The sequence below is a fragment of the Vibrio sp. EA2 genome (genome assembly GCF_033042495.1).
Classification (GTDB): Bacteria; Pseudomonadota; Gammaproteobacteria; order Enterobacterales; family Vibrionaceae; genus Vibrio.
This window is the reverse complement of record NZ_JAWLID010000005.1, coordinates 82,418-104,970: the sequence shown is the minus strand read 5'-3', so window position 1 is coordinate 104,970 and position 22,553 is coordinate 82,418. Positions and strand designations below refer to the sequence as shown.

Sequence of the window (22,553 nt, the reverse complement as noted above, 5' to 3'; positions counted from 1 at the left end):
TACGAATCCATGATCAATTTAGCTGAATTCGCTATTCGTCAGCGCAAATTCGTACTTTTTTTCATCGTATTAAGTGTGATTGCGGGCATCTATTCCTATTTTGACTTAGGCAAGTTGGAAGATCCGAGCTTTACCGTAAAAACAGCCGTTGTTGTCACGCTCTATCCGGGCGCTTCAGCAGAAGAAGTTGAGCAACAAGTCACTGATACCATCGAAACCAAATTGCAGGAAATGGCTGAGCTCGATAAGTTACGTTCTCTCTCACGTCCTGGTCTTTCGATGGTATTTGTCGATCTCAACGAGAGCCTCAATTCCAAAGCACTCCCTCAGCAGTGGGATTTACTGAGACGAAAAGTCGAGGACGTGAAACTCCAACTGCCATCTTCAGCGCAAATTAGCATCGTGCAAGATGAGTTCTCGGAAGTGTATGGCATGCTTTTCTCTATCCACAGTAAAGATGCCGCTCCAGAAGAGCTACGCCGTTACGCGGAAGAGTTACAACGTCAAATCAAAGCCGTTGACGGGATCAAAAAAATCGAACTGCATGGCGTACAGCCGCGTGTAGTTAACATTGATATGCCTGACGAACGTCTGGCGCAGTACGGCCTGTCTATTGCTCAGGTTTGGAATCAACTTAACTCGCAAAACACCACCTTTGAAGCGGGCAAATTTGATGCGGGCACTGAACGTATTCGCATCGCGCAAACCAGCGAGTTTCAGTCTCTGGAAGACATTCGCAATCTGGTGATCAATGGCGGCACCGGTGACCTTGGCTCTGGCTTAATCCGATTAGGCGATATCGCCGATGTTACCATGGGCTACCAAACACCTGCCTTGTCAGAGAATCGCTACAACGGTGAACCAGCCGTGACTCTGGCGGTTAGTCCCGTTGAGGGCATCAACGTCGTATCTCTTGGCGATACGATTCAAAACATCATTGCGAATTACCAAGCTTCACTTCCACTGGGAGTCGATATTTCAACGGTCGCCTATCAGCCAGAAGAAGTACAAAAATCGATTGATGACTTCGTGGGTAACTTACTTGAAAGTGTGCTGATTGTTTTTGTGGTACTGCTCGTCTTTATGGGCTTTAAAAGTGCAACCATTGTTGGCGCGAGCTTACTACTGACAATTTTGCTGACGTTGAGCTACATGAACATTGCAGGCATTGATTTGCACCGAGTTTCGCTGGGTACGTTTATCCTGGCTCTGGGTATGCTGGTTGATAACGCCATTGTTATCACCGATATGATGATCGTGAAACTCAACAAAGGCATTGAACGCACTCGCGCAGCGATTGATTCAGTCAAAGAAACCGCGATACCGCTATTAGGCGCGACGGTGATTGCGATAATGGGTGCAAGTCCGGTTCTATTCTCAAAGACAGATTCTGCGGAATTCGCCAGCTCGGTATTTTACATTATGGCGTCTTCACTGCTGCTTTCATGGATTGTGGCGATGACCTTCACCGTGCTGATGGTTTGGATGTTGGTGAAACCGAAAGCGGTAAAAGAAGAATCCAAACCAAGCCGTTATAAGCAACTGGTCTTTTGGACAGTCGACAACCCGGTTAAAGCGTTATCAGCGTTAGTTCCACTGATCGTTTCGACGGCATTAGCGGTCCCTTATGTTGCAGTAAACTTCATTCCGCAATCCGATCGCTCAATTGTGTTCTTAGATTACTGGTTGCCAAATGGTGCGAAGATCGAACAAACCTCAGCAGATATGCGCAAGGTCGAGAAGTGGCTGGTCGAACAGCCAGAAGTCGAAAGTATCTCAAGCTATATCGGAACAAGTGCTCCACGTTTCTCTGTAACGGTTGAGCCAGAACCACTTGACCCGGCATACGGTCAGGTACTGATTAATACCAAAGACTACCCAAGCATCAGCCGCTTAGTTGCTCGCGGTGATGAATGGCTTAAAAATGAATTTCCGGATGCAGAACCTCGTTTCCGCGCCCTTAAACTCGCAACAAAAGACAAGTTTGCTGTAGAAGCCCGCTTTTCTGGCCCTGATGAGAACGTATTGCATCAATTAGCCGCAAAAGCGAAGACCATTTTTGCCTCTCACCCAGATGCAAAATACATCCGCGACGATTGGCGCCAAGAGAGCAAAGTGCTCAAGCCAATCCTAAATCAGGACAAGATGCGTCATGCTGGCATCAATCGCACAGACGTAGCATTCGCATTGAAACGCGCTTCTGACGGTATGCCTTTGGGTCAGATGAACCTTAACGACGAGCTTATCCCAATCCAATTGCGTGGAACTTCGCAGACAATGGCTTCGCTAGAAACGTTGCCAGTGCGTTCTCTGATTGGGTTCAACAGCGTTCCACTTGGTCAGATCGTCGATGGTTTTGAGCTCGTTACCGAAGAGAGCATGATCTGGCGTCGTGATCGCGTGAAAACCATAACGGTTCAGGCCGGTGTTAGCCGAGAGTCAACACCAGCCAACGTTAGAAACGCGATTAAAGATCAAATTGAAGCGATTGAACTGCCTTCTGGCTACAGCATGGAATGGGGCGGCGAATATTATGATGAAAACAAGTCCGTCACGGACATCATGAAGCAGCAACCGAAAGCCATGCTGATCATGGTGATCATTCTGGTGGCAATGTTTAACGGCTTCAAACAGCCAATCATCATCTTGGCGACTCTGCCATTGGCAGCGTCAGGGGCGGCTTTTGCTCTGCTCGGGTTTGATAAACCATTTGGTTTTATGGCGATCATCGGTGCGATTACGCTGACGGGGATGATCATTAAAAACGGCATTGTATTAATGGATCAAATTGAACTGGAACGAGCAAACGGTATGAACCTGTCAGACGCGATTAAAGAAGCGACCGTGAACCGAACCATGGCGATCTCGATGGGCGCATTAACAACAGCGCTAGGCATGATTCCGCTACTTTCGGATCTGCTGTTTGACCAAATGGCGGCAACCATCATCGGTGGTTTAGCAGCGGCAACGGTCTTGTCTTTGTTCGTAATGCCTGCTCTTTATCGCCTCGCGTACAAGGACAAAGAGCCAATACCCCAAACCAACACTAAGCCACAGGAGGCGTCATCATGAAAAAATTCATCCTTGCGCCAATTGTTCTGGCACTGAGTTTGACCGGTTGTGCGGTGGGTCCCGATTATCAGGGGCCAACCACCAGCATTGCAGAGACTTACCTTAACAGCCAAGGCTCGGGGCTAAGCACCGAGTCACAAACTAATGAGTTTTGGTGGACGGAGTTTAATGACCCAATCTTAGATCAACTGGTTCAAGATATGCAGAGTCAAAGTATTCCGCTTAAAGTTGCCGCAGAGCGTGTGAAAATGGCCAACAGTTATAAGACGATGGTGGAATCGTTTAAGGTGCCAACCATTAGTCTCAGCGCGGGCTATATGAATTATCAGTTCAGTAAGAATGACTCGTCACTGGGCCCGATTTTAAACCCGTTAAGTGATTCGGTATCCGGCTTACCGCCACAAGTTGGCAATGTCACCTTGATGGATAATCAACACGATGGTGTCTTTGCCGGAGCGAATATCTCATGGGAGATGGATTTATTTGGACGAATTGACCGTCAAGCGAATGCAGCGCAAATTCGTCTGGAGCAAGCTGAAATTTATCAAAGTGGCTTAACCACAGTGATTACGGCGGATTTAATTCATAACTACCTTCAGTACCAAGGTGCGAGCGAACGCCTTGACTTGGCGAAGTCAAACCTGGACGATCAGAAACGCACCATGAACCTGGTCGAGAAAGTGGTGCAAAGCGGCTATGGCTCTGACCTTGATTTAGCACAAGCGAAAGCAACGCTCGCGGCTATGGAAGCGATCGTTCCTCAGTTAGAAATTGCTCAACAAACGCATAAACATCGGATTGCGGTGCTCCTTGGAGAACCTCTGACAAAGGTTGAAACCCGCTTGGCACAAAGCCACGGTGTGCCGAGCATGCAGAATATGGTGCCCGTCGGTTTACCCTCGGATTTATTGAAGCGCCGTACCGATATTCGTCTGGCTGAGCGTGAAATGGCAGCATTGAATGAAGAACTCGCGGCGAGTATTGCCGATCAATACCCTAAGTTTTTCTTAACGGGCGCTCCGGGCTTGTCCGCATCGAGCTTTGATGATCTGTTCAGTAGTGACTCTTTTGGCTGGATGGGCGCTGCGGGCGTGAGTTGGAACCTATTTGACGGCGGGCGCGGGGAGGCAATTGAAGCCATGAACCAAGCACGATTTGATTCGGCGACGCTGTCTTATCAGCATACGGTGGATGCAGCATTGGCAGAAACGGAATCAACTCTATTTGCTTATGGCAGAAGTCAGGAGAACCAACGCCGAGTCAATGACGCACTGAAAGCGACGGATAACGCAGTGAGCAAGGCGAAGTCACTTTACCGTGCTGGTCTGATTGACCATTTATCGGTGTTAGATGCTCAGCGTCAGCAACGAATGATGCAAGACCAACGTGTCGCGGCAAAACTGCAAACAGCGCAAGCGACGATTGCACTTTACAAATCACTTGGCGGGGACTGGACACTCAATCCGCTAAACAACTCAGGAGGTTGATTATCTGCCAACCTTGATTCTTGGTATTAACCGGAATCATACTCCATTCGTTCATAAAGAGGCTGCTTTGGTGGCCTCTTTAGCTATCCCTACAAATTTATACTCTCTCAGATAACTAACCAAATAACTACGCATCTTGAGGTCATTTGGGTATATAATACTTTCCCTGAAATATTTTGTTACGTTACTTCGGTAACACTTGAGAATAAACATGAACAACAGCAGATGGTTCGGCTTACTAAGCGGTGTGCTCTTTCTCCTCAGCACAATGCTGCTTTTTAGTTCTTCGGTTCATAATGCCTGGTACCAGTTCCCAGTAGAAGCGCTCAACGGTATTGCGTTTACCTTTTCTTTTGGCGTCGGGCTTGAACGAACTCTGGCTTACATCACAGCGCTAATCACACTCGCCGCCCTGTTCTACATTGGTTACGTGGTTGGTTATCGAGTACATCAAAAACTTAGATAATCCCCTTCACCTGATTCGAGAAATCAGTGTGTTGACTAACGCACAAACAATGAACTGAAATCTACGGTTAAATTCATTGTCTCAACATGCTAGTATTCGCAGCTTTTTGAACTCCCTCACACTTTTTCATCGACTGGATGTGAGGGGAAATACACGGCTTCCGAGCCCGAAAAAGCGAAGTACTTATGTCAAATATGACGAATACCGCCTCCCATGCTCCTGTTCAGGACGCAGACTATGCCGCGATCCATCCTCCATCTCTGTTCAAGCGACTCGAACTCACTAACCCTGTATTTTGGTTAAGTGGTAGCTTTCTTACTCTGTTCGTTCTGCTTGCTCTGACGAACACCGACGCTCTAACCGCAATGGTGAACACTGGCTTTGGATTTGCCACAAAATATTTCGGTGCATACTGGCAAGTATTGCTTCTTCTCAATTTCTTAATTGGCTTGGCTTTAGCCTTTGGGCGTACTGGTGACGTACGTTTAGGTGGTTTAGCGAAGCCGGATATCGATAATTTCAAATGGTTATCGATCGTACTCTGTACTCTACTTGCTGGCGGTGGCGTTTTCTGGGCAGCTGCTGAGCCTATTGCTCACTTTGTTACGGCTCCACCACTCTATGGTGAGGCCTCACCCAAGACTGCCGCAATCAATGCCTTATCTCAGTCATTCATGCATTGGGGATTCCTAGCCTGGGCTATTCTTGGTGGCCTTTCTTCAATTGTGTTAATGCATTTGCATTACGATAAAGGCCTTCCTTTAAAACCACGTACTCTTCTCTACCCAGTATTTGGCAATAAAGCCATTAATGGCTGGCTTGGTGATCTGGCCGATGCATGCAGTATCATCGCCGCCGCCGCGGGTACCATCGGTCCGATTGGCTTTCTGGGCTTACAAATCAGCTACGCGCTTAACGCGTTATTCGGTCTGCCGGATACCTTTATCATTCAAAGTATGGTCGTCATTGCAGCGATTTTGATGTACACCCTTTCAGCACTGAGTGGGGTCAGCAAAGGCATTCAAATCGTCAGTCGTTACAACATCATCTTATCCATCCTTTTAGTTGGCTATATTTTATTTGTTGGCCCGACAACGTTTATTGTTGATGGTTATATGCAAGGCATGGGACGTTTGGTAGACAACTTCTTCCCAATGGCTTTATACCGTGGTGATACAGGCTGGCTAAGCTGGTGGACCGTGTTCTTTTGGGGTTGGTTTATTGGCTACGGCCCGATGATGGCGATCTTTATCGCACGTATCTCGCGAGGACGTACTATTCGTCAGTTGATCACTGCAATCAGTATTGCCGCTCCCCTAATCACATGCTTTTGGTTTAGTATTGTTGGTGGTAGTGGCTTAGCATTTGAACTAGAAAACCCAGGCTTGATTTCAAGCGCGTTTGAAGGCTTTAACCTTCCGGCGGTTTTACTAGCGATTACCTCACAGGTACCATATCCAATGCTTATCTCAGTACTATTTCTGATTTTAACCACGACCTTCATTGTGACCACCGGTGACTCAATGACCTATACCATCAGCGTTGTAATGACGGGTTCAACAGAACCTAATGCAGTGATTCGTTCATTCTGGGGATTGATCATGGGTCTAGTAGCCATTGCTTTAATCTCAATGGGGTCAGGCGGTATCTCTGCGTTGCAATCCTTTATTGTGATTACTGCAGTGCCAGTCTCTTTCATTCTGTTACCAAGCATCTGGAAAGCACCAAGTATTGCGAAGCAGATGGCGAAAGAGCAAGGTTTAGTTTAATCGCTTAAGTTATGATTCCCGGTAATGGCAGGTAAGTTATCGGGAATCTATTCATTATCCCACGCTATCAGGTGCGCGTTAACGAATGCAATCTAACCATCGATTTATTCCGCTCATGTGTGCAATCCATTTCACCACCCACATAACCTTAACAAAATAAAGGTTATTGTAAGATTTATTGAAGGCTAGTTATGGGCAAGCCAATCAAAAAAACAGACTTTATATAACCAACGTTAACTTTCAACTGACTGTTTACATCCATTTGTTATAAAAACAGCCATTTTGAACACAGAAGACACAGAGGCGCAACAAACCACCCACAGTAAGTAACGATAATGAAATCATTGATTGAGGAATTAACATTTTAACAATGATTACAACAATGTTAACTTTAGCGCCGTTGGTCGCACTGGTGGTAAGCCTCTCACCAAGCTATTGTCAGTTTTATAAGGACGTTCGACCATCTCCATAATGAATAGACACCGAATTTGGTGCCCTTTTTCGCCCGCAAAGACGGTTCTTTGCGGGCTTTTTTCTGCCTACTATTCGATTACCGGTAAGCACAAAAAAGCCAGCTTTTATAAGCTGGCAAGAGAGCAACAAGATCAGCGCCTACTGCTATCTAGCACTGAATGTGTGTTAGTAGTCATTGTTTATTTTGACAAGGGCCATTCAGAAACTATGACTTACTCGCTTCTGATTTTTCGCATGCAACCTTTACCAATTGTGCCTGCTCTTCTTTAATACGTTTAACGATTCGTGAATCCCGAGCATCGATCTCGTCCATATTCATTTGCTGAACATCTGCTATCGCTTCGTGCTTCATTGCAGAGAAGTCTTGACGCAAATCAGAGCTCCACTCCTCCTTGTCTAACGTGTTAGCAGCAGCGATTGATGATGACATTACAGCAATAAGACCAAGAGTAGAAAAAAATACACTTTTCATAGCGAGCTCCTTGAGGATTAGCAGTTTATTTTAGATACGCTCTATACATAGCACGTACGATGCCAACTTTTTAATCCTTAAATTTCAGCAACTTATTTTAAATCATATTTCATCACCGAAACCCTCATGGTAAATTTCGCACACTGAGTGTTAAATTAGCCATGACTATATTTTCTTTTTATTCTATTCATTAATAGCTATAGCACAAATGACGCTATCTCGTACTTTCATCACTACTGCATTTGAAACAAACAAAAAGAGCAGCCCGAAAGCTGCCCTTGAATTACGAAGAGATAAGTACTTTAGTTAGAAGCTTTAACCTGAGCTTCTGACGTATGATCCTGCTTTTTGAAACGAGCGAACAGACGCGAGAAAAAACGCTTAATCGCTCTAAAGATATTCTTGATGTCTTCCAGCATCAGATACAAACAAGGCACCAATACTAACGTCAATATCGTCGCATAAAGGACTGCGAAACCTAATGCGACCGCCATCGGGATAACGAAGCGCGCCTGCAAACTGGTCTCAAACATGATCGGCAGAACACCAGCGAACGTCGTGATTGATGTGAGGGTGATCGCGCGAAAACGAGCACACCCTGCTTCCACAACCGCTTGTTTGATGTTCATCCCTTTTTCTCGAACCTGGTTTACGTAGTCCGTCATGACGAGAGAGTCATTGATGACCACACCTGCTGCGGCAATAAGACCAAAGGTGGACATCATACTGATGTCTAACCCGAGCCAGAAATGTCCCCAAATCGCGCCTGTTAAACTGAAAGGAATCACTGACATCACAATCAGCGGCTGCGTGTAACTCTTTAGTGGCACCGCTAGTAGGATGTAGACGATGATCATCCCGGCAATAAAGAAGAGAATCTGCTCGTTACGCTGTGCAGCTTGCTCCTCGATGTCCCCACCTAGCTCAGTTTTAACGCTTGGGTACTGGTTTTTCATATCGGGCATGATGCTTTCATCGATGATTTTCACCACTTCTTCTGGCTCAATCAACTCTTCATCAATGGAGCCATAGACGTAAACCGTCTGATAACCACCCTCACGACGAATAGTACTCACGCCCGGTTGCTCATTGATCTGCACCACATCACCCAGCATGACCTTTTTGCCTGCTGGCGTTGTGATTACGGCATAACGAAGAGAAGAGAAAGCTTCACGCGTTAATTGTGGATAACGCACCATCACTTTGATTTCTTCGCCATCACGAATCAATCGCTGCGCTTCACCACCATAAAAGCTTCCGCCCACTTGCTGAGCAATCATGGTGAGATCCAAACCAAGATCGTAGGCTACCGGCGCTAATGAAAGAAGGACTTCTTTACTACCGGAATCAATCGACGAAGAAATATCGTACAAGCCGTTCTGCTGCTGCAAGCGGTCAATTAAGTAACGCCCCGCTTCATTTAGCTCATTGATATTCGATCCAAATAATAGATAGCCGAATTCGTCTCGATCACCACCACCCGCACTTTGTTCACGAATTTTAATGCTCTTCATTCCCGGTATGGTTGGCATCGATTCACGCCAACGACGCGCCAGTTCGAACGTATTGAAAGGACGCAGTTCCTCATCAACAAGCGGAACCAATACACGCCCTTCAGTACGGCTTCTATTATAGGAAAGAACATCCCGAATCATTCCCTGGCCATGCTCTTCGATGGTCTGAGTTTCGACGTCCTGCATGACTCGCTCTATAGTTTTGAGCGCATCAATGGTCTGCTCGCTTGATACGGTATCATTCATTTCAATCGTAATAGCCGGATAGTCGGTTGGTACTTTCGGGTTTGGAATGACACGTACGTAGTTAGAGTTTACCAACGCGGCACTGATTGCCAGTAAACCACAGAACACAGCGAAAACGCTCCAACGCCAGTGAGTACACAGAGTGACAAAGCGGCGATAAGTCCCATTAACAAAGCCAAAGAAGCGCTGATTAAACCGGTCACGCCATCCGCCAGGCTTAATCGGTTTGAAATGTGTGTGCGCAAGGTGAGCGGGCAAAATTAGCTTTGATTCAATCAGGCTGAAGATTAAACATAAGATAACAACGCCCGCGATACCGTAGAAAAATGCGCTATCAATACCGCTGGAGAGTAAGAAAGGCGCGAATACAGCGATGGTTGTCAGAACGCCAAATGTCGCTGGCGTCGCAACGCGTTTAACACCGCGGACTACGTTTTCGACACCTCCGCCCTTTTCTTCAATTTCACTGTAGGCGCTTTCGCCCATGACGATAGCGTCATCTACGACGATCCCCAATACCATAATAAAGGCAAATAGAGAGACAATATTCACGGTAATGCCTAACGCAGGCATTAACATCACGGCACCAAGGAAACAGACCGGTAAACCGATCATAACCCACATGGCCAAGCGGAAACGCAAGAAAATGCTCAGCATAATCGCTACCAGCGCCGCACCCTGCAACAGGTTTTTCAGCATCATATCGAGACGACCGTTAAGGTAATAGGTCATGTCGACCAGAACCTTAAGCTGAACATCACTTGGTAGTGTTTTGTTCTTTGCCTCAATATACTTATGAACGGATTCAGCAACAGGAATAATATTCTGATCGCGTGTCGCTTCTACGGACATATAAATCGCGTTTTGACCCGAATACTCAAAGTAGCGCTCTTCTTCTGTAAAACCATCTTTGATGGTTGCAATATCCTGAAGCAGAACTTTCGCCCCGTTTGCGCCTAACTTCACCGGAATATTTCTAAATTCATCACCGTGGTAATACTGGTTTTCAATACGTACTGCGATCATCCCAGAGTTGGTTTTAACTTCACCGGCTGAAAAGTTGGCAGAGTAACGTCGAATCGCGTCACTCACATCATTTAACGTGAGGTCGTACTTACGCAGCACCAGAGGATCGACTTCAATCGCAATCTCCTCTTCTGGTGCGCTTAAATACACCAACATGACGTTTTTCAGTTGCAGAAGCTCATCTTCGATTTGCTTTGCAATGGGTTTTAACTCTTCAAGTGGCCGATCACCAACGAGCCCCATCTCAATCACATCCTGCCGCCACTCAACTTGATAGACATTAATTGGTTCCATACCCGCGGGTAAATTGGATAAGGTATCAATCCGTTGGTTAACATCATCAAGGACACGTTTGATATCGGCATTCACATCAACTTCAATAGAGACATAAGCACTGCCTCTACTCGCTCGGGAGACGACTTTCTTAATGCCAGTAACGTCTTTGATCGACTCTTCTACTTTGACGAGAATACTCTCCTCGATCTCCTGTGGAGAGGCGCCAGGATAGGTTGCGCGTACGTCGATGTAGTTAATTTCGATGTTAGGGAACATCTGTCGTTGAATGAACAGGTAGCTCACAATACCCATGATGATAATAAACACCATCAGCAAGTTGGCAGCCACAGGGTTATTCGCAAAGTAGGCAATTAAGCCCTTTTGATTGGTCTCTTCCATGACAAACTCCTACTTACTGTACGACGGTTTCGGAGTCGTCACTCTTTTTTGCGATTTGCACCGCCATGCCTTTTTGCGGGTACTCTGGCAGAGTTAACACCAGTTTATCGCTCTGTTCTAAACCATCCCCTACCAACATAAACTCGCCTTCGGCTCTCAATACGGTCACAGTGCGTGGCTGAAGTTCATTGTCATTATTGACGACCCAAACAGTGCGGTTTTTAACTAATTCTTGAGGTAAGCGATAAATGTGTTTGAGCTCTTTACCGGTAAAGCTGACTTCAACATAAGAACCAAATTTGATTGGTGGTTGCTTATTATCGATCCCATATGGGTCCTCAACCTGAATCACCATATTGATCATTCGGGTTGCGCTGTCGATCATACCTAGGTCACGAACCACTTTGCCTTCACGCGTCGTCGACAAAATACCTTGCTGTGTGACAGTTGCACGAAGTTCATTGATAGATTCCGGTAAGAACGCACTATCGAATCCGGCTATCGGCACATGTATTTCCGCGACCTCAATATTGTTGAGCGTAGCAATACGAGAGCCAGATGTGACAAACTGGCCGACGCCGATATCTCGTTCAACCACTAGCGCATCGTAGGGTGCAATGACTTTGCAGTTTTCCAGATCACGCTTAGCACGTTTCAACGACGCTTGTGCCGATTTAACCTGCGCCTCTGCGCTTAGTACATGCGGTTTACGTAAATACAAGTCCGTTACTTGTTTATCACTCAGTTGCTTAGCCTGACGTTTGGCGACTTCCGCTTTCGCCTTCTCCTCGATCAAAGTTGCCCGAGCACTGGCCAGAGCCGCCTCAGCTTGAAGCACTGCTGCTTCGTAGTTATCGCTTTCAATCGTGAACAAGATTTCACCGCGCTTTACGATACCGCCAGTGACAAAGTTAGGATGCCAACTGATGACTTCACCGCTTACTTGAGCAGAGAGGTGAGTTTTCTCAAACGGCACCAATTCGCCATGGCTGGTTATCACTACTTTGTGATCGGTAGGAAAAAGTGAAGATGCTTGAACGGTCGGTTCTGCAATGGTTTCTTTCGTCGACTCTTGTTCTGGAGCCGTTGCGGCTATTGCGGCGTAACCTGCATAGGAACCACCAGCAACAACGAAGGGTAAAAGCCAACGTAACATGGGTTTTGATAACATCCAAAAAATCCTTTTTTATTGTTTTAGTCACCGTTAAGCACTTGATACGACCTACATGTGTCAAATACTGCCAGTCCACTCAAGTTCCTTTGAGGTAAACGGTGAAGTAGTTATACCAATCTAAATGACGATTTGATCATCTCGTTATCCGGATTGGTTTTGCATCTGTGAAATAGACAATTCTGTTCATCTCCAAGTAAAGGCATGCACTGAAATACCACCACAACTTGGACTACATAAGAGAACAACACTCACAAAGGCTTGAGGCCGTAATCCACGGCAAATTATCCTTTTAAAGCTCATAAAATTAACAAAATATTAACTCATTTAGCAAGTTGTGTACCTTTACTCACACATCCCATGAGCAAGCAGCATGCCAGACATATAACCATTAAAAATCAATTGGTTATTTATTTTTGTGCAATTACCCTAGTCATGTATGGGTGAGAAATGCCAGATATTAGTGAATACAACCAATTAGAGTAAAAACATTAATTAAATAAATGATTTTGTGCGTCTAAAAAAGCGAGCCAACACAAATTTCTGAGAGAAAAATCAACCCAAATCACAACCTAAACGAGGCATTAAGCGCCAGTCGCTAAAATTCTCCTGTCTAATGTGTGTGATTGTGTATTCAGCCCTGCACGTTGAAATCATTTGCGTATATACTCAGCTTAAGTAACGTTTTGTATTACAAGGATATGTTCATTGTCTCATATATTTACTAAGCTCATTTTCACCTGCATGTTTACTTTCCTTTCGGCCTGTTCTGCAATTGAGTACAGAGACCCTAGTGAAAAGTCCACGACGTTTCAGTACGGTTACCAAACGGATTCAGCGCTTGCACACTATTTTGAGGCTTACGGAAAGGACCCGAAAACGGAGACTGGTTTTTACCCTCTAAACCAAGGGCACGATGCGCTTCTTGCCCGTACTTCACTGATTGAATCTGCAGAGAAAAGTCTGGATCTTCAGTACTATATTTATCGAGGTGACGAGACCAGTAACTTCATCACTTGGCGCTTGTACGAAGCAGCAAAACGAGGGGTTAGAATTCGCTTACTGCTCGATGACATGCAAAAACGCAACGATAAAATGATGGCTGCGATGAACGCCCATCCCAACATCGAAATCCGTTTGTTTAATCCTCACCAATACCGCTCAGCACGACTCTTTGGCATTGCAACAGACTTCGATCGTTTGAACCGCCGTATGCACAATAAATCACTTATCGCTGATAGCGTGTCAGCGGTAGTAGGCGGAAGAAATATCGGCAATGAGTACTTCTCTTTCGAATCTGAAGTCTCATTTGGTGACTTTGACTTACTGCTCTACGGTGAAGCCGTCCAACAAACGGCCGATCAGTTTGATCTCTACTGGAACAGTGCTTATGCCGTGCCAATGGAGTGGGTTGTTCCCGGATCTGAACAAATCACGGAAGCGGCGATTCAAAAGCAGGTTGATAAGCTGCAACTTACCGAAAAGTTCACTCAAGGTCGCTATAACTTCAGTACTCTCGATATGTATCAAGAGTTGAAGAAAGGCGAACTCAAACTCTACTGGGGTGAAGGAAATATCTGGTTCGATTTACCGGATAAAGTCGCAACGCATGAAAGCCAACTGGTCAGTAACCTGACCGAGTTACTCAAAAGCATCGACCATTCGTTTGTGCTCATCTCCCCCTACTTCGTACCGACCGAAGCAGGAACAAAAGCCCTGACCAATGCAGCCAAAAGAGGGGTAGATATTACGATAGTCACCAATAGTCTGGCCTCTAACGATGTCTTTGCTGTACATGGCTGGTATTCGAAATATAGAGAAGATCTGCTCGCTTCAGGCATTAAGCTGTGGGAAGTAAAATCCAGTGCCAAACTGAAGAGCAAGTGGAGCTTAACTGGTAGTAGCCGCGCAAGTTTGCATGCCAAAGCAATGCTAATAGATAAAGAGACGCTGTTTGTAGGCTCAATGAACTGGGATCCGCGTTCGGCAAAACTCAACACCGAAATGGCCGCGGTGATTAAGCAACCAGAATACGTTCAAGACTTTCTCGCAACCTTGCCTGAAATACTCAATAACAACGCCTATCGCGTGACCCTCCGTGACGGTGATATTGTCTGGACTGATAATAAAACAGGACAGGAGTATGACTCCGAACCCGAAGCCGGAGTGTGGCGAAAGCTAGGCTCATGGTTCGCAGGCATATTACCAATCGAAGATCAGCTTTAGTGATTCACCCAGACAAAACAGCGCCTAGCACAGGCGCTGTTTTATTATCTGTTTTATCCCAAGGGGTAGACGACTTTAAACCGCTCTAAAACCAGCATCCGCTGTTCATGCCACTCAATACCGAGCTCCTTACATTCAGCTTGGAAGAATTGGGTATGAGCTTCACGCCACCACTGTAGCGTTCCATCCCCTTCACCTTCTGCTTGTGCAAACTCCGCGCTCACCGCTTCATAAGGGCAAGTGGAGATATCGGTGATTTCGATGACACAAACTGGGTCACCATCCCAACGAGTCACGACTTGTAGATGCCCGACTTGAGGCATGACCTCTCCATGTTCGCTATACCAAAGTGCCATACTGCAAGAGGCCGTTTTCTGCCCTGAGCGAACCAGCTCTGCGCAAATATTCGCATTGTATTCATCGGCGCAGTAGTAATCCGCGCTCATTGACGGAATGGATTCTCGTTGCTGAGGAGTAAGTAATACTAAGTATTGATCGAGATAATTTTTCGCTTTGAGGTCCATAACAATCGCCAGACAAATCAATAAGAAGAAATGAGCACTTTAGCTCACATTAACAAAAACAATATTCTAAAATTTAAAAGATTACCTAACCTTGTTATCACCCAAGTATTGCGGGGCTGAAAAGGCGCGTAAAAATCAGGCAAATATTTCTTTTCAGAGAACTTTGCTAATCGTTTGTGCTATTTGTTATTGTTGCATGGTCTATCTGTATTGTTAACGCGAAAGGACGTTTTATGCGCTTATTCATTGCTATTTTTATCTCGCTGTTTCTTTCTCTTTCGTCCGCTGTGGCGTCTGAAGAAAAGTACTCCGAATCAGATTTGTTAGATAGACCGCTTATGGAGCGCTATATTTTAGACGAGCTTAAAGCGCTGCGTCAGGATTTCCAAAACTTAGAAAAACGCACGATTACAGAAATCACCGACCGAGAGCTTAGCGTCGCTGATAAATCGTTGAACTATGCCAACGTAACCGTGACGTACTTCTTTTACATCATTGCAGGTGTGGCCTCACTGATCGCTTTTGTTGGCTGGCAATCACTACGTGAGTTCAAGCACAACACCAAAGAAATGGCCGATAAGCGATTGGACAAAATTGCCCGAGAATATGAGAAAAAGTTTGTTGCACTGGAAAGAGACTTGAAGCGTAAAACACGCATCATCAGTGAGAACAACAAAGAAATCGAAAAAATCAACGAAATCCACAATTTATGGCTGCGTGCGCAAAGCTCACAAACACCGGAACAGCGAATTGAAATCTATGATGAGATTTTGGTTATTCGTCCAGGTGATTTGGAGGCACTCACTTATAAAGCGGATGCGGCAATGGAAATCAACGAATACCATTGGGCACTCAGCATTTGTAATCGCGTGTTAGAAGTGGACTACACGAATGGCCCGGCACTTTATCAACGTGCCTGTGCTTATTCTCGATTAGGGGTTGAAGAGCAAGCGATTGAAGATTTAGAACGCTCAATTGAATACAGCCCTTCTATACGTGACCTGTTGGCTGAAGAACGCGATCTTGAATTGCTACACGGCAATGAGCGATTTGAGAAGCTATTACACCTCCACCACGAGTAACGGAATAAACCAGATGAGCCGTCACTTTAACTTAGAAGATGCCAGCCAGGTATTGGTTGGCGCTTTTGCCCTTGCGGTACCGATTTCTTTTTCTGAAGAAGCGTGGCGCTTGGGCGAGAGCTTGCCAATGACCAACCTGCTCATGTTACTAAGCCTTTCGGTCATCTTCCTGAGCTTTTTCGCTTATCAGAGCGTGTTTCAGAGCCGGATTCGACACCGAGTCTCAATCTTTATTTTTCGCGTGTTCATCGCGTATTCAATCGCCGCCGTGGTTGTGGCACTTGTACTGCTTTGCCTCGATAAACTTCCAATAATGTCAGATCCATTAGTCGCGCTGAAACGTACTATCGTCATTACGATGCCTGCCTCAATGGGCGCGATCGTTGTCGACAGTTTCGACAAAGAGTAAAGCCGTGTTACGCATCCTACGTCAGGTTTGAGCCTGAATGGTCTTTGCCCAACACACCTTCTGGGTTACGCAACGATAAGTGTGAGAGAATGAAAGAAAGAGGATGACAGCCAACACTGTCATCCTCTTTGTCATCAGAGCCTTAAATGGTCAAAAACTTAGAACCAAGTTTCCATTTGTAGAGCGAACACAGTTTCACCTCCACGTCCCATTGTGCTTGCGCTGTCATCGACGCTCACTGAGTAATTCTCAAGCTCATCACTCCAATCAACGTAGCTGACGGCAAAGCGCAGTTCAGGACGGTCAAAGAAACCCGCCGCGGTAGCTAGTTTAAGCGTTGGCGCTACTGTCGCTTTGTAGAAACCACCACTCGCTTGCTCAACACTGTTGTCCAAGTCCATGTACTGGTAGGTACCTTCGTAAACCATTTCAAAGTTTTCTGTAAGCTCTTGAGCCAAACGAACGTTTACAGAAGCCCACATAAACTCATCATTGGTTTTCACTCGATCCTGGCTGTATTCCGCCATCAGCGCTGGTGCGATTCTCCAGTTGTCCGCAAAACGAGTTACGCCGTATGAAAACGCACGAATCGCCTCTGCGTCGTCGTTCAAATCACCATTTGAACCGATGCCTTTGAGCTCAGCACCCAGTCCCTGACCAATCGAAAAACCAGTTTTAGAAAAACCATCATTCACACCGTAGAAACTGTCAGCGTGGTAAGCAAACAGAGCATGTACACCGCTTTCTGCGCGCTGTGTTGGTGATGTGTTGCTGGATGTTCTGTCCTCGTTGTCCGAAGATACCATACCACTCAACATCACCTGGAAGTTGCCAATACGGTTATTGGTCGTCGCAATGTAGTTCTCAATATCAGTACTTGAGCTATCAATTTCACCGAAGTCACGACCATAGATAGAGAAATTTGATTTCCACTCATCGGTAATCTGGACATCGTAAACACCTGCACCAGTACCCGCTAGGAACACGATATCCGAGTCGAAAAAGTGAATATCAAAGTTATCACGGTCGAAACGCTTACCTGCCCATACTGTCGCATTGTCAAACGCTCCACTGAACGATGGCAAACTCTTCAGTTCAGCATAGACCTGACGAACATTTAATTGGCTGTCGCCAGCCGTCCAATCATTGCTGCTTTCGACACTGTCCGCCAACATAATGTGGAATCGAGCACTAGAGCCATCATCCATATAACGGTTGTGGATCAGGTTCGCTTCTAAGTAGTTATCATCCTCCAAGCCTAAGCGACCAACTGGAGCACCTATCGCGCCCGCGGCCGTCATGTAAGGTCCTGTTCCCGTTGCACCGTTTAGGTCATCATTTATCAAAATACCTGCACGCGCATATCCATGGAACTCAAATTGTGATGCTGTGTTGTCGGCTTTATTCGCAACTTGCTCAGTTTGCTCTAATCTGGATTCTAATTCGCTAATACGAGCTTCTAGGGCGTCCATTTCTTCATTTGCGTGGGCAAATGTTGTAGGTAACAGAGCGGTAGCAATACTTAATGCCAATACATTCGCTTTCATTATTTATTTCTCCAACATTAATTTGATTATTTCGAGATAGGGGCAAACGTTCCCGACAAAATCGATTAAATGTGGACTAAAACTCTAAAGAACAGACCAAAATTCAATTACAGGATTGAACTTAAATGAGTTAACGCCATAAATAATTCGTAAATCACTATATAAAACAAATCGGGAACGATCCCGAAAATTAATAAAAAGTATTAACAACATCACGATTTATTGAGTGATCACTTGGTACTGATCACATTTTCACGACGGTGTGAAAATAAACAGGAAGAACATTGAGTGACAATCAGAGAGCAGAATAACGTAAGGAGTAACCATCACGCGCTTGGCAGGGGTTTATGCTGCTATGCAAGTAGATTCCCTCAAAATTAAGCTTAAGAATCCAGACTTAATGCAAGATCCTTCGAGTTTATGATCTTGAATAAAGAGCAATCAGCACCAGCATGAAATAAGTCACATAAAAAATATGGTTATTGAGCCATGCTATAAAAACTTAGTGACATTATTTTTTAGCGACCAATAGGCAACGTCTCAATAAAAAGTCACCAAAGTTGGTCAACAGCTTCTAATATCGTAATAAACTCTTAACGTGCTTTTCTAGCAAGGCGGTTGTATGCATAAAGTCATCCGGAAAATGACATGGAAGACGAATAGGCGGTAAACCCGCCCTACTCCAATGCAGTTCGTGACCTAATAACAGGTTTCCTCACGTCTTCTTGCAAGGAGGCTTTATGCCTATCAATTACATCCGCAACATCGCTTTTGTCGGGCAGACCGGAACTGGCAAAACGACCCTCGTCGAAAAATTACTTTTCACGTGTGACGCGACCCACCACCTGGGAAGTGTAGAAAAAGGCGATACCGTTACCGACTTCGACCCTCAATCTATTCAGTATCAACACAGCATTGAAGCGACGCCTGTCGCACTACGATGGAAAGATCACCGACTAAACATTATTGACACTCCGGGACAAGGCGAATTACTGGGCCGAACAATCAGTGTATTTCCCGCCGTTGAAACATCCGCCCTTATCGTCGATCCACAAACACCACTTAACCAAACTTCTGATCGCTTGTTTGCCTTCGCACGAGAACAGCAGAAATGCCAGATGATAATCATCAATAAACTTGATAACCACGGCAATCAGCTACAGAAACTGATGGATAACATCGTCGAGCACTTTGGTGACAAATGTCTACCCATCAACTTACCTTCTGCTGATGGACAATCCGTTGTTGATTGCTACTTTGAGCCAGAACTGGAACGAGAAACACAACTGGCAAAGGTCACTGAAGCGCATGAAACTCTGATTGATCAAGTCATCGAAGTTGATGAAGAGTTAATGGAACTGTATTTGGAGCAAGGCTCAGAACTCACCGCTGAACAACTGCATGACCCGTTTGAAGAAGCGCTCAGAACCGGTCACGTGATTCCAATCTGCTTTGTCTCCGCGCAGACTGGAGCGGGTGTCGAACTACTCCTTCGCACTCTGGCTGAAATTATGCCGATGCCAAACGAAGGTAACCCGCCACTGCTAGAGAAAAACGGTAAAAAGATAAAAGTAAACTGTGAAACCTTAGAACACACCGTTGCGCACGTTTATAAAGTCAGCGTCGATCCTTACATGGGTAAACTTGCTTACCTTCGCGTTTACCAGGGTGAAATTAACGCCGGCAGTCAGCTTTATATCGGTGAAAGCAACAAGGCGTTTAAAGTGGGACACTTGTACCAGTTGCAGGGTAAAGAACGAAAAGAAATTCCTCGCGCGTTAGCAGGAGATTTTTGTGTACTCGCTAAAGTGGATGAGCTCGAATTCGACTCCATCGTACATGACTCTCATGACGAAGATGGCGTTGTGCTAAAAACGCTCAATTTCCCAGACTCCATGTACTCACTATGCTTAAAACCGTTAAAACGCGGAGACGAACAAAAACTGGGCGATGTGCTCAACAAGATAGCCAGTGAAGATCCTTCTTTACGTATCGAACATCGTGCAAGAACCAACGAAACCATCATTAGCGGGCAAGGTGAATTCCACCTCAAAGTTGCCTTGGAAAAAATGGCGAATATATACAAGCTAGATGTCGAAACATGCCAGCCAAGTGTCGAATACTTTGAGACCATAACCAAACCTGCCGAAGGTCATTATAGACACAAGAAACAGAGTGGAGGTGCAGGTCAGTTCGGTGAAGTCCAGCTAAGAGTTCGCCCTTTGGAGCGTGGTGCAGGGTTCAAGTTCATCAATAAAGTCGTCGGAGGCGCGATCCCTACCGCCCTTATTCCTGCTGTCGAGAAAGGGATAATGCAAGCACTGGAAGAAGGTGCCATCTCTGGTAACCCAATCAAAGATCTCGAAGTGACAGTCTATGATGGTAAATTCCATTCGGTTGACTCAAAAGAGATAGCATTTGTCATTGCGGGTAAAAAGGCGTTCTTGGATGCGGTGAATAATGCCGATCCGATTGTGCTTGAGCCGATTATTCAGATGGAATTGCACATTCCGACCATTAACGTGGGGGATGTGTCAGGCGATTTATCTGGTAACCGAGGATTAATTGAAGGCACAGAGCCAGTCGATAACAACTTCACCCTGATCAGAGCGAAATCTCCGGTGAATGAACTACAAGATTACGCCCGAAGACTGCGCGCTATCACTGGTGGTGAAGGCAGCTTCAGTATGACGTTAAGTCATTATGAGCCAGCGCCACCAGCCGTTCAGAAACAAGTTTGTCAAAGCAGTACCCAACAGAACTAGTTAATCAATAACACTCTACAAATAAAAGCGCCCTCATGTTGAGGGCGCGTTCTTTCTATTTGTATTCGGAGCTATTTATCTAGCGACAACCCAATTTGACTGATTTTACTTTCGAATTCTTCGATACTTTCCGCTTTGTAAGTCGGTGAACCGTTAAAGTAACGTGGTTTCTCTGGCAACATCGCATTTTTCAGTTCTTGTTCCTGATCCATGTTGTCATGGTAAACCGTTACACGGTGTGGAATATCTTGCTTCATTACAGCCATATTGGTTCTCCTTTATTAACACCAATCTTAAGCGTAGAACGAAATTTGGAGACCAACAAATCTCTGTGCAAAATTTAGACACTCGAGCAAGTTAAATTCAACAAGGTGCATATCACCACTGCTAGTTTGATATCCATAATGCAGACAATGAGACTAATGCGAATCGCTTAAGATTTTATCTGCATCATCCCAGCGAGCCCTGGCGAGACGAGGAATCTAATATGCGCGCGCTGACCAGTTAATTGCTACGGGTGGTATCCGGTTCAGAAATCTGATGCAAACGACGCTGCGATTGCGAACAAGTAGTTTCACAGTTACACACTTTATCGACACCCACATTATTCAGGCCGCCGCAGCTGCCTTGAATACGCTTGTTGTGAAAAATCACCCCAAGTGACATCAACAAAATAATTAGCAGAAAACCAACAAAGGTAAATACCCAGACCATGCTAACCAACCTTGTTATCTGAAGCCTTTAAACTAAGTATAGCGGGACTGGATTTTGCTGCGAATAACGCACCGGTCTTCTGCGGACGAGCCAACAGTGACGGTTTTGATTTTTTGCCACCACACCCGCATGATCCGCATCCGCCTTTTTGCTTATGGTTGATAGAAGGTCGTCCTTGAGACGGTTCGGTCAGTGCCGTTCTGCTTACGCCCAGAACATCTTCCAATGAACTACGAGCAGATAACCGAAAGACCTGCTTCCCGTTACGCAGTAATTTAGCCAACGCTCGCTCACCGATATTACGAACCAGTACCGCATCCACGTTGTATTGATCTAATGACTGAATCATCTGGGACTTTGCTTTACAGCCAGACTGGGGCATCGCGGCAATATTCGCTAAATTGTGCAACATACCCTCTTCATCAGAATAAATAGCAATATAGGGCGCTTTGACAAAGTGATTTGCCACTCGCTCACCATCATTAGGAATAGCATAAATCATAAGTTCGACTCCTCATTGGGAAAAACCAGTGCATGACCTTCAACTAAACTTTTTGCGACTTTAAATCGTGCGCGTTTTACTGTGTTGCCAAAAGTTTGTCTCGATATGCCCATTTGATCTGCAGCTTGCTGTTGACTTAGCCCCTCCAAATCCGCGAGGCGCAGCGCTTCTAGCTCTTCAGGTAATATGTCTACTTGTTGCAATTGCTGAAAAGGTACGCCATTAGGTTTGAAACAATGATGAGCAGCACGCCCACATATTCTCCGTTCTATTTTTGGTCTAGCCACCATCATTCCCCTTAATTCTCATCAAACCGTAAATGACTCCACAAGAAACAGATAACTGACGTACACGTTACGCTTATTGATGGCATACGCCAATAACATTGTTAGCATATGCCATAAACCTAAGT

The 22,553-nt window shown here is 45.4% G+C and carries 17 protein-coding genes and 1 pseudogene; 8 read left to right on the top strand and 10 right to left on the bottom strand.

The genetic code is table 11. The annotated features are described in order from the left end of the window. Window positions 1-9 precede the first annotated feature (9 nt). From RXX31_RS13265 to RXX31_RS13250, 4 genes are all read left to right on the top strand, one after another. Entirely contained in the window at window positions 10-3,072 is a 3,063-nt protein-coding gene (locus RXX31_RS13265) for an efflux RND transporter permease subunit (RefSeq protein WP_317589929.1), read from the top strand. Beyond that, window positions 3,069-4,559: an efflux transporter outer membrane subunit gene (locus RXX31_RS13260; protein ID WP_317589928.1), complete on the top strand. Its 1,491-nt coding sequence runs from the start codon at window positions 3,069-3,071 to the stop codon at window positions 4,557-4,559. The genes RXX31_RS13265 and RXX31_RS13260 overlap by 4 nt, the downstream gene beginning before the upstream one ends. A 211-nt stretch (window positions 4,560-4,770) precedes the next feature. Then, complete coding sequence (locus tag RXX31_RS13255) at window positions 4,771-5,025, top strand: hypothetical protein (protein ID WP_317589926.1); 255 nt, start codon at window positions 4,771-4,773, stop codon at window positions 5,023-5,025. Window positions 5,026-5,210: 185 nt separating this feature from the next. After that, window positions 5,211-6,794: a BCCT family transporter gene (locus RXX31_RS13250; protein ID WP_317589924.1), complete on the top strand. Its 1,584-nt coding sequence runs from the start codon at window positions 5,211-5,213 to the stop codon at window positions 6,792-6,794. A gap of 679 nt (window positions 6,795-7,473) precedes the next feature. Here RXX31_RS13250 and RXX31_RS13245 read toward each other — a convergent pair. From RXX31_RS13245 to RXX31_RS13235, 3 genes are all read right to left on the bottom strand, one after another. After that, window positions 7,474-7,740: a hypothetical protein gene (locus RXX31_RS13245; protein WP_317589922.1), complete on the bottom strand. Its 267-nt coding sequence runs from the start codon at window positions 7,738-7,740 to the stop codon at window positions 7,474-7,476. A 302-nt stretch (window positions 7,741-8,042) separates the two neighbouring features. Continuing rightward, window positions 8,043-11,201, bottom strand: a complete 3,159-nt coding sequence (locus tag RXX31_RS13240; protein ID WP_317589921.1) for an efflux RND transporter permease subunit — start codon at window positions 11,199-11,201, stop codon at window positions 8,043-8,045. Window positions 11,202-11,214: 13 nt separating this feature from the next. Next, complete coding sequence (locus RXX31_RS13235) at window positions 11,215-12,372, bottom strand: efflux RND transporter periplasmic adaptor subunit (protein WP_317589920.1); 1,158 nt, start codon at window positions 12,370-12,372, stop codon at window positions 11,215-11,217. Window positions 12,373-13,116: 744 nt separating this feature from the next. Here RXX31_RS13235 and RXX31_RS13230 point away from each other — a divergent pair. Further along, window positions 13,117-14,598, top strand: coding sequence for a phospholipase D family protein (locus RXX31_RS13230; RefSeq protein WP_317590116.1), 1,482 nt, complete (start codon window positions 13,117-13,119; stop codon window positions 14,596-14,598). 53 nt (window positions 14,599-14,651) lie between these two features. Here the strand turns inward: RXX31_RS13230 and RXX31_RS13225 are convergent, their stop codons facing one another. Then, window positions 14,652-15,122, bottom strand: coding sequence for an ASCH domain-containing protein (locus RXX31_RS13225; protein ID WP_317589919.1), 471 nt, complete (start codon window positions 15,120-15,122; stop codon window positions 14,652-14,654). Window positions 15,123-15,355: 233 nt separating this feature from the next. Here RXX31_RS13225 and RXX31_RS13220 point away from each other — a divergent pair, with 233 nt between their 5' ends. Together RXX31_RS13220 and RXX31_RS13215 are read left to right on the top strand one after the other, a co-directional pair. Next, window positions 15,356-16,204, top strand: coding sequence for a tetratricopeptide repeat protein (locus RXX31_RS13220; protein ID WP_317589918.1), 849 nt, complete (start codon window positions 15,356-15,358; stop codon window positions 16,202-16,204). Window positions 16,205-16,217: 13 nt separating this feature from the next. Next, entirely contained in the window at window positions 16,218-16,613 is a 396-nt protein-coding gene (locus RXX31_RS13215; protein WP_317589917.1) for a DUF2391 family protein, read from the top strand. Between the two features lie 16 nt (window positions 16,614-16,629). On the opposite strand, the pseudogene RXX31_RS24830 reads toward RXX31_RS13215, so the two are convergent. Then, window positions 16,630-16,728, bottom strand: a pseudogene (locus tag RXX31_RS24830) (redox-sensitive transcriptional activator SoxR); the annotation flags it as partial. Between the two features lie 43 nt (window positions 16,729-16,771). Continuing rightward, the gene (locus RXX31_RS13210; protein ID WP_317589916.1) at window positions 16,772-18,160 is read right to left on the bottom strand and encodes a carbohydrate porin; all 1,389 of its coding nucleotides are present in this window, start codon (window positions 18,158-18,160) and stop codon (window positions 16,772-16,774) included. A gap of 740 nt (window positions 18,161-18,900) precedes the next feature. Between RXX31_RS13210 and fusA the strand changes: the two genes are divergently transcribed. After that, on the top strand, window positions 18,901-20,925 hold the full coding sequence (gene fusA, locus RXX31_RS13205; protein WP_317589915.1) for an elongation factor G: 2,025 nt from the start codon (window positions 18,901-18,903) through the stop codon (window positions 20,923-20,925). Window positions 20,926-20,996: 71 nt separating this feature from the next. On the opposite strand, the gene RXX31_RS13200 is transcribed toward fusA, so the two are convergent. From RXX31_RS13200 to RXX31_RS13185, 4 genes are all read right to left on the bottom strand, one after another. Beyond that, a complete protein-coding gene (locus RXX31_RS13200; RefSeq protein WP_264908281.1) occupies window positions 20,997-21,191 on the bottom strand; it encodes a hypothetical protein in 195 nt (64 codons plus the stop codon). A gap of 238 nt (window positions 21,192-21,429) precedes the next feature. After that, window positions 21,430-21,639, bottom strand: coding sequence for a (Na+)-NQR maturation NqrM (gene nqrM, locus RXX31_RS13195; RefSeq protein ID WP_317589914.1), 210 nt, complete (start codon window positions 21,637-21,639; stop codon window positions 21,430-21,432). A gap of 1 nt (window position 21,640) precedes the next feature. Then, window positions 21,641-22,141 carry a NifB/NifX family molybdenum-iron cluster-binding protein gene (locus RXX31_RS13190; RefSeq protein WP_317589912.1) on the bottom strand — a complete coding sequence of 167 codons (501 nt, stop codon included), beginning with the start codon at window positions 22,139-22,141 and terminating at the stop codon, window positions 21,641-21,643. After that, entirely contained in the window at window positions 22,138-22,428 is a 291-nt protein-coding gene (locus RXX31_RS13185; RefSeq protein WP_317589911.1) for a DUF134 domain-containing protein, read from the bottom strand. The genes RXX31_RS13190 and RXX31_RS13185 overlap by 4 nt, the downstream gene beginning before the upstream one ends. Window positions 22,429-22,553: the final 125 nt, after the last annotated feature.

Bases quoted from the DNA above. Each gene is read 5' to 3' on its own strand.
- RXX31_RS13265 (WP_317589929.1), top strand. From the start codon at position 10: ATGATCAATTTAGCTGAATTCGCTATTCGTCAGCGCAAATTCGTACTT.
- RXX31_RS13260 (WP_317589928.1), top strand. From the start codon at position 3,069: ATGAAAAAATTCATCCTTGCGCCAATTGTTCTGGCACTGAGTTTGACC.
- RXX31_RS13255 (WP_317589926.1), top strand. From the start codon at position 4,771: ATGAACAACAGCAGATGGTTCGGCTTACTAAGCGGTGTGCTCTTTCTC.
- RXX31_RS13250 (WP_317589924.1), top strand. From the start codon at position 5,211: ATGTCAAATATGACGAATACCGCCTCCCATGCTCCTGTTCAGGACGCA.
- RXX31_RS13245 (WP_317589922.1), bottom strand. From the start codon at position 7,740: ATGAAAAGTGTATTTTTTTCTACTCTTGGTCTTATTGCTGTAATGTCA.
- RXX31_RS13240 (WP_317589921.1), bottom strand. From the start codon at position 11,201: ATGGAAGAGACCAATCAAAAGGGCTTAATTGCCTACTTTGCGAATAAC.
- RXX31_RS13235 (WP_317589920.1), bottom strand. From the start codon at position 12,372: ATGTTATCAAAACCCATGTTACGTTGGCTTTTACCCTTCGTTGTTGCT.
- RXX31_RS13230 (WP_317590116.1), top strand. From the start codon at position 13,117: ATGTTTACTTTCCTTTCGGCCTGTTCTGCAATTGAGTACAGAGACCCT.
- RXX31_RS13225 (WP_317589919.1), bottom strand. From the start codon at position 15,122: ATGGACCTCAAAGCGAAAAATTATCTCGATCAATACTTAGTATTACTT.
- RXX31_RS13220 (WP_317589918.1), top strand. From the start codon at position 15,356: ATGCGCTTATTCATTGCTATTTTTATCTCGCTGTTTCTTTCTCTTTCG.
- RXX31_RS13215 (WP_317589917.1), top strand. From the start codon at position 16,218: ATGAGCCGTCACTTTAACTTAGAAGATGCCAGCCAGGTATTGGTTGGC.
- RXX31_RS13210 (WP_317589916.1), bottom strand. From the start codon at position 18,160: ATGAAAGCGAATGTATTGGCATTAAGTATTGCTACCGCTCTGTTACCT.
- fusA (WP_317589915.1), top strand. From the start codon at position 18,901: ATGCCTATCAATTACATCCGCAACATCGCTTTTGTCGGGCAGACCGGA.
- RXX31_RS13200 (WP_264908281.1), bottom strand. From the start codon at position 21,191: ATGGCTGTAATGAAGCAAGATATTCCACACCGTGTAACGGTTTACCAT.
- nqrM (WP_317589914.1), bottom strand. From the start codon at position 21,639: ATGGTCTGGGTATTTACCTTTGTTGGTTTTCTGCTAATTATTTTGTTG.
- RXX31_RS13190 (WP_317589912.1), bottom strand. From the start codon at position 22,141: ATGATTTATGCTATTCCTAATGATGGTGAGCGAGTGGCAAATCACTTT.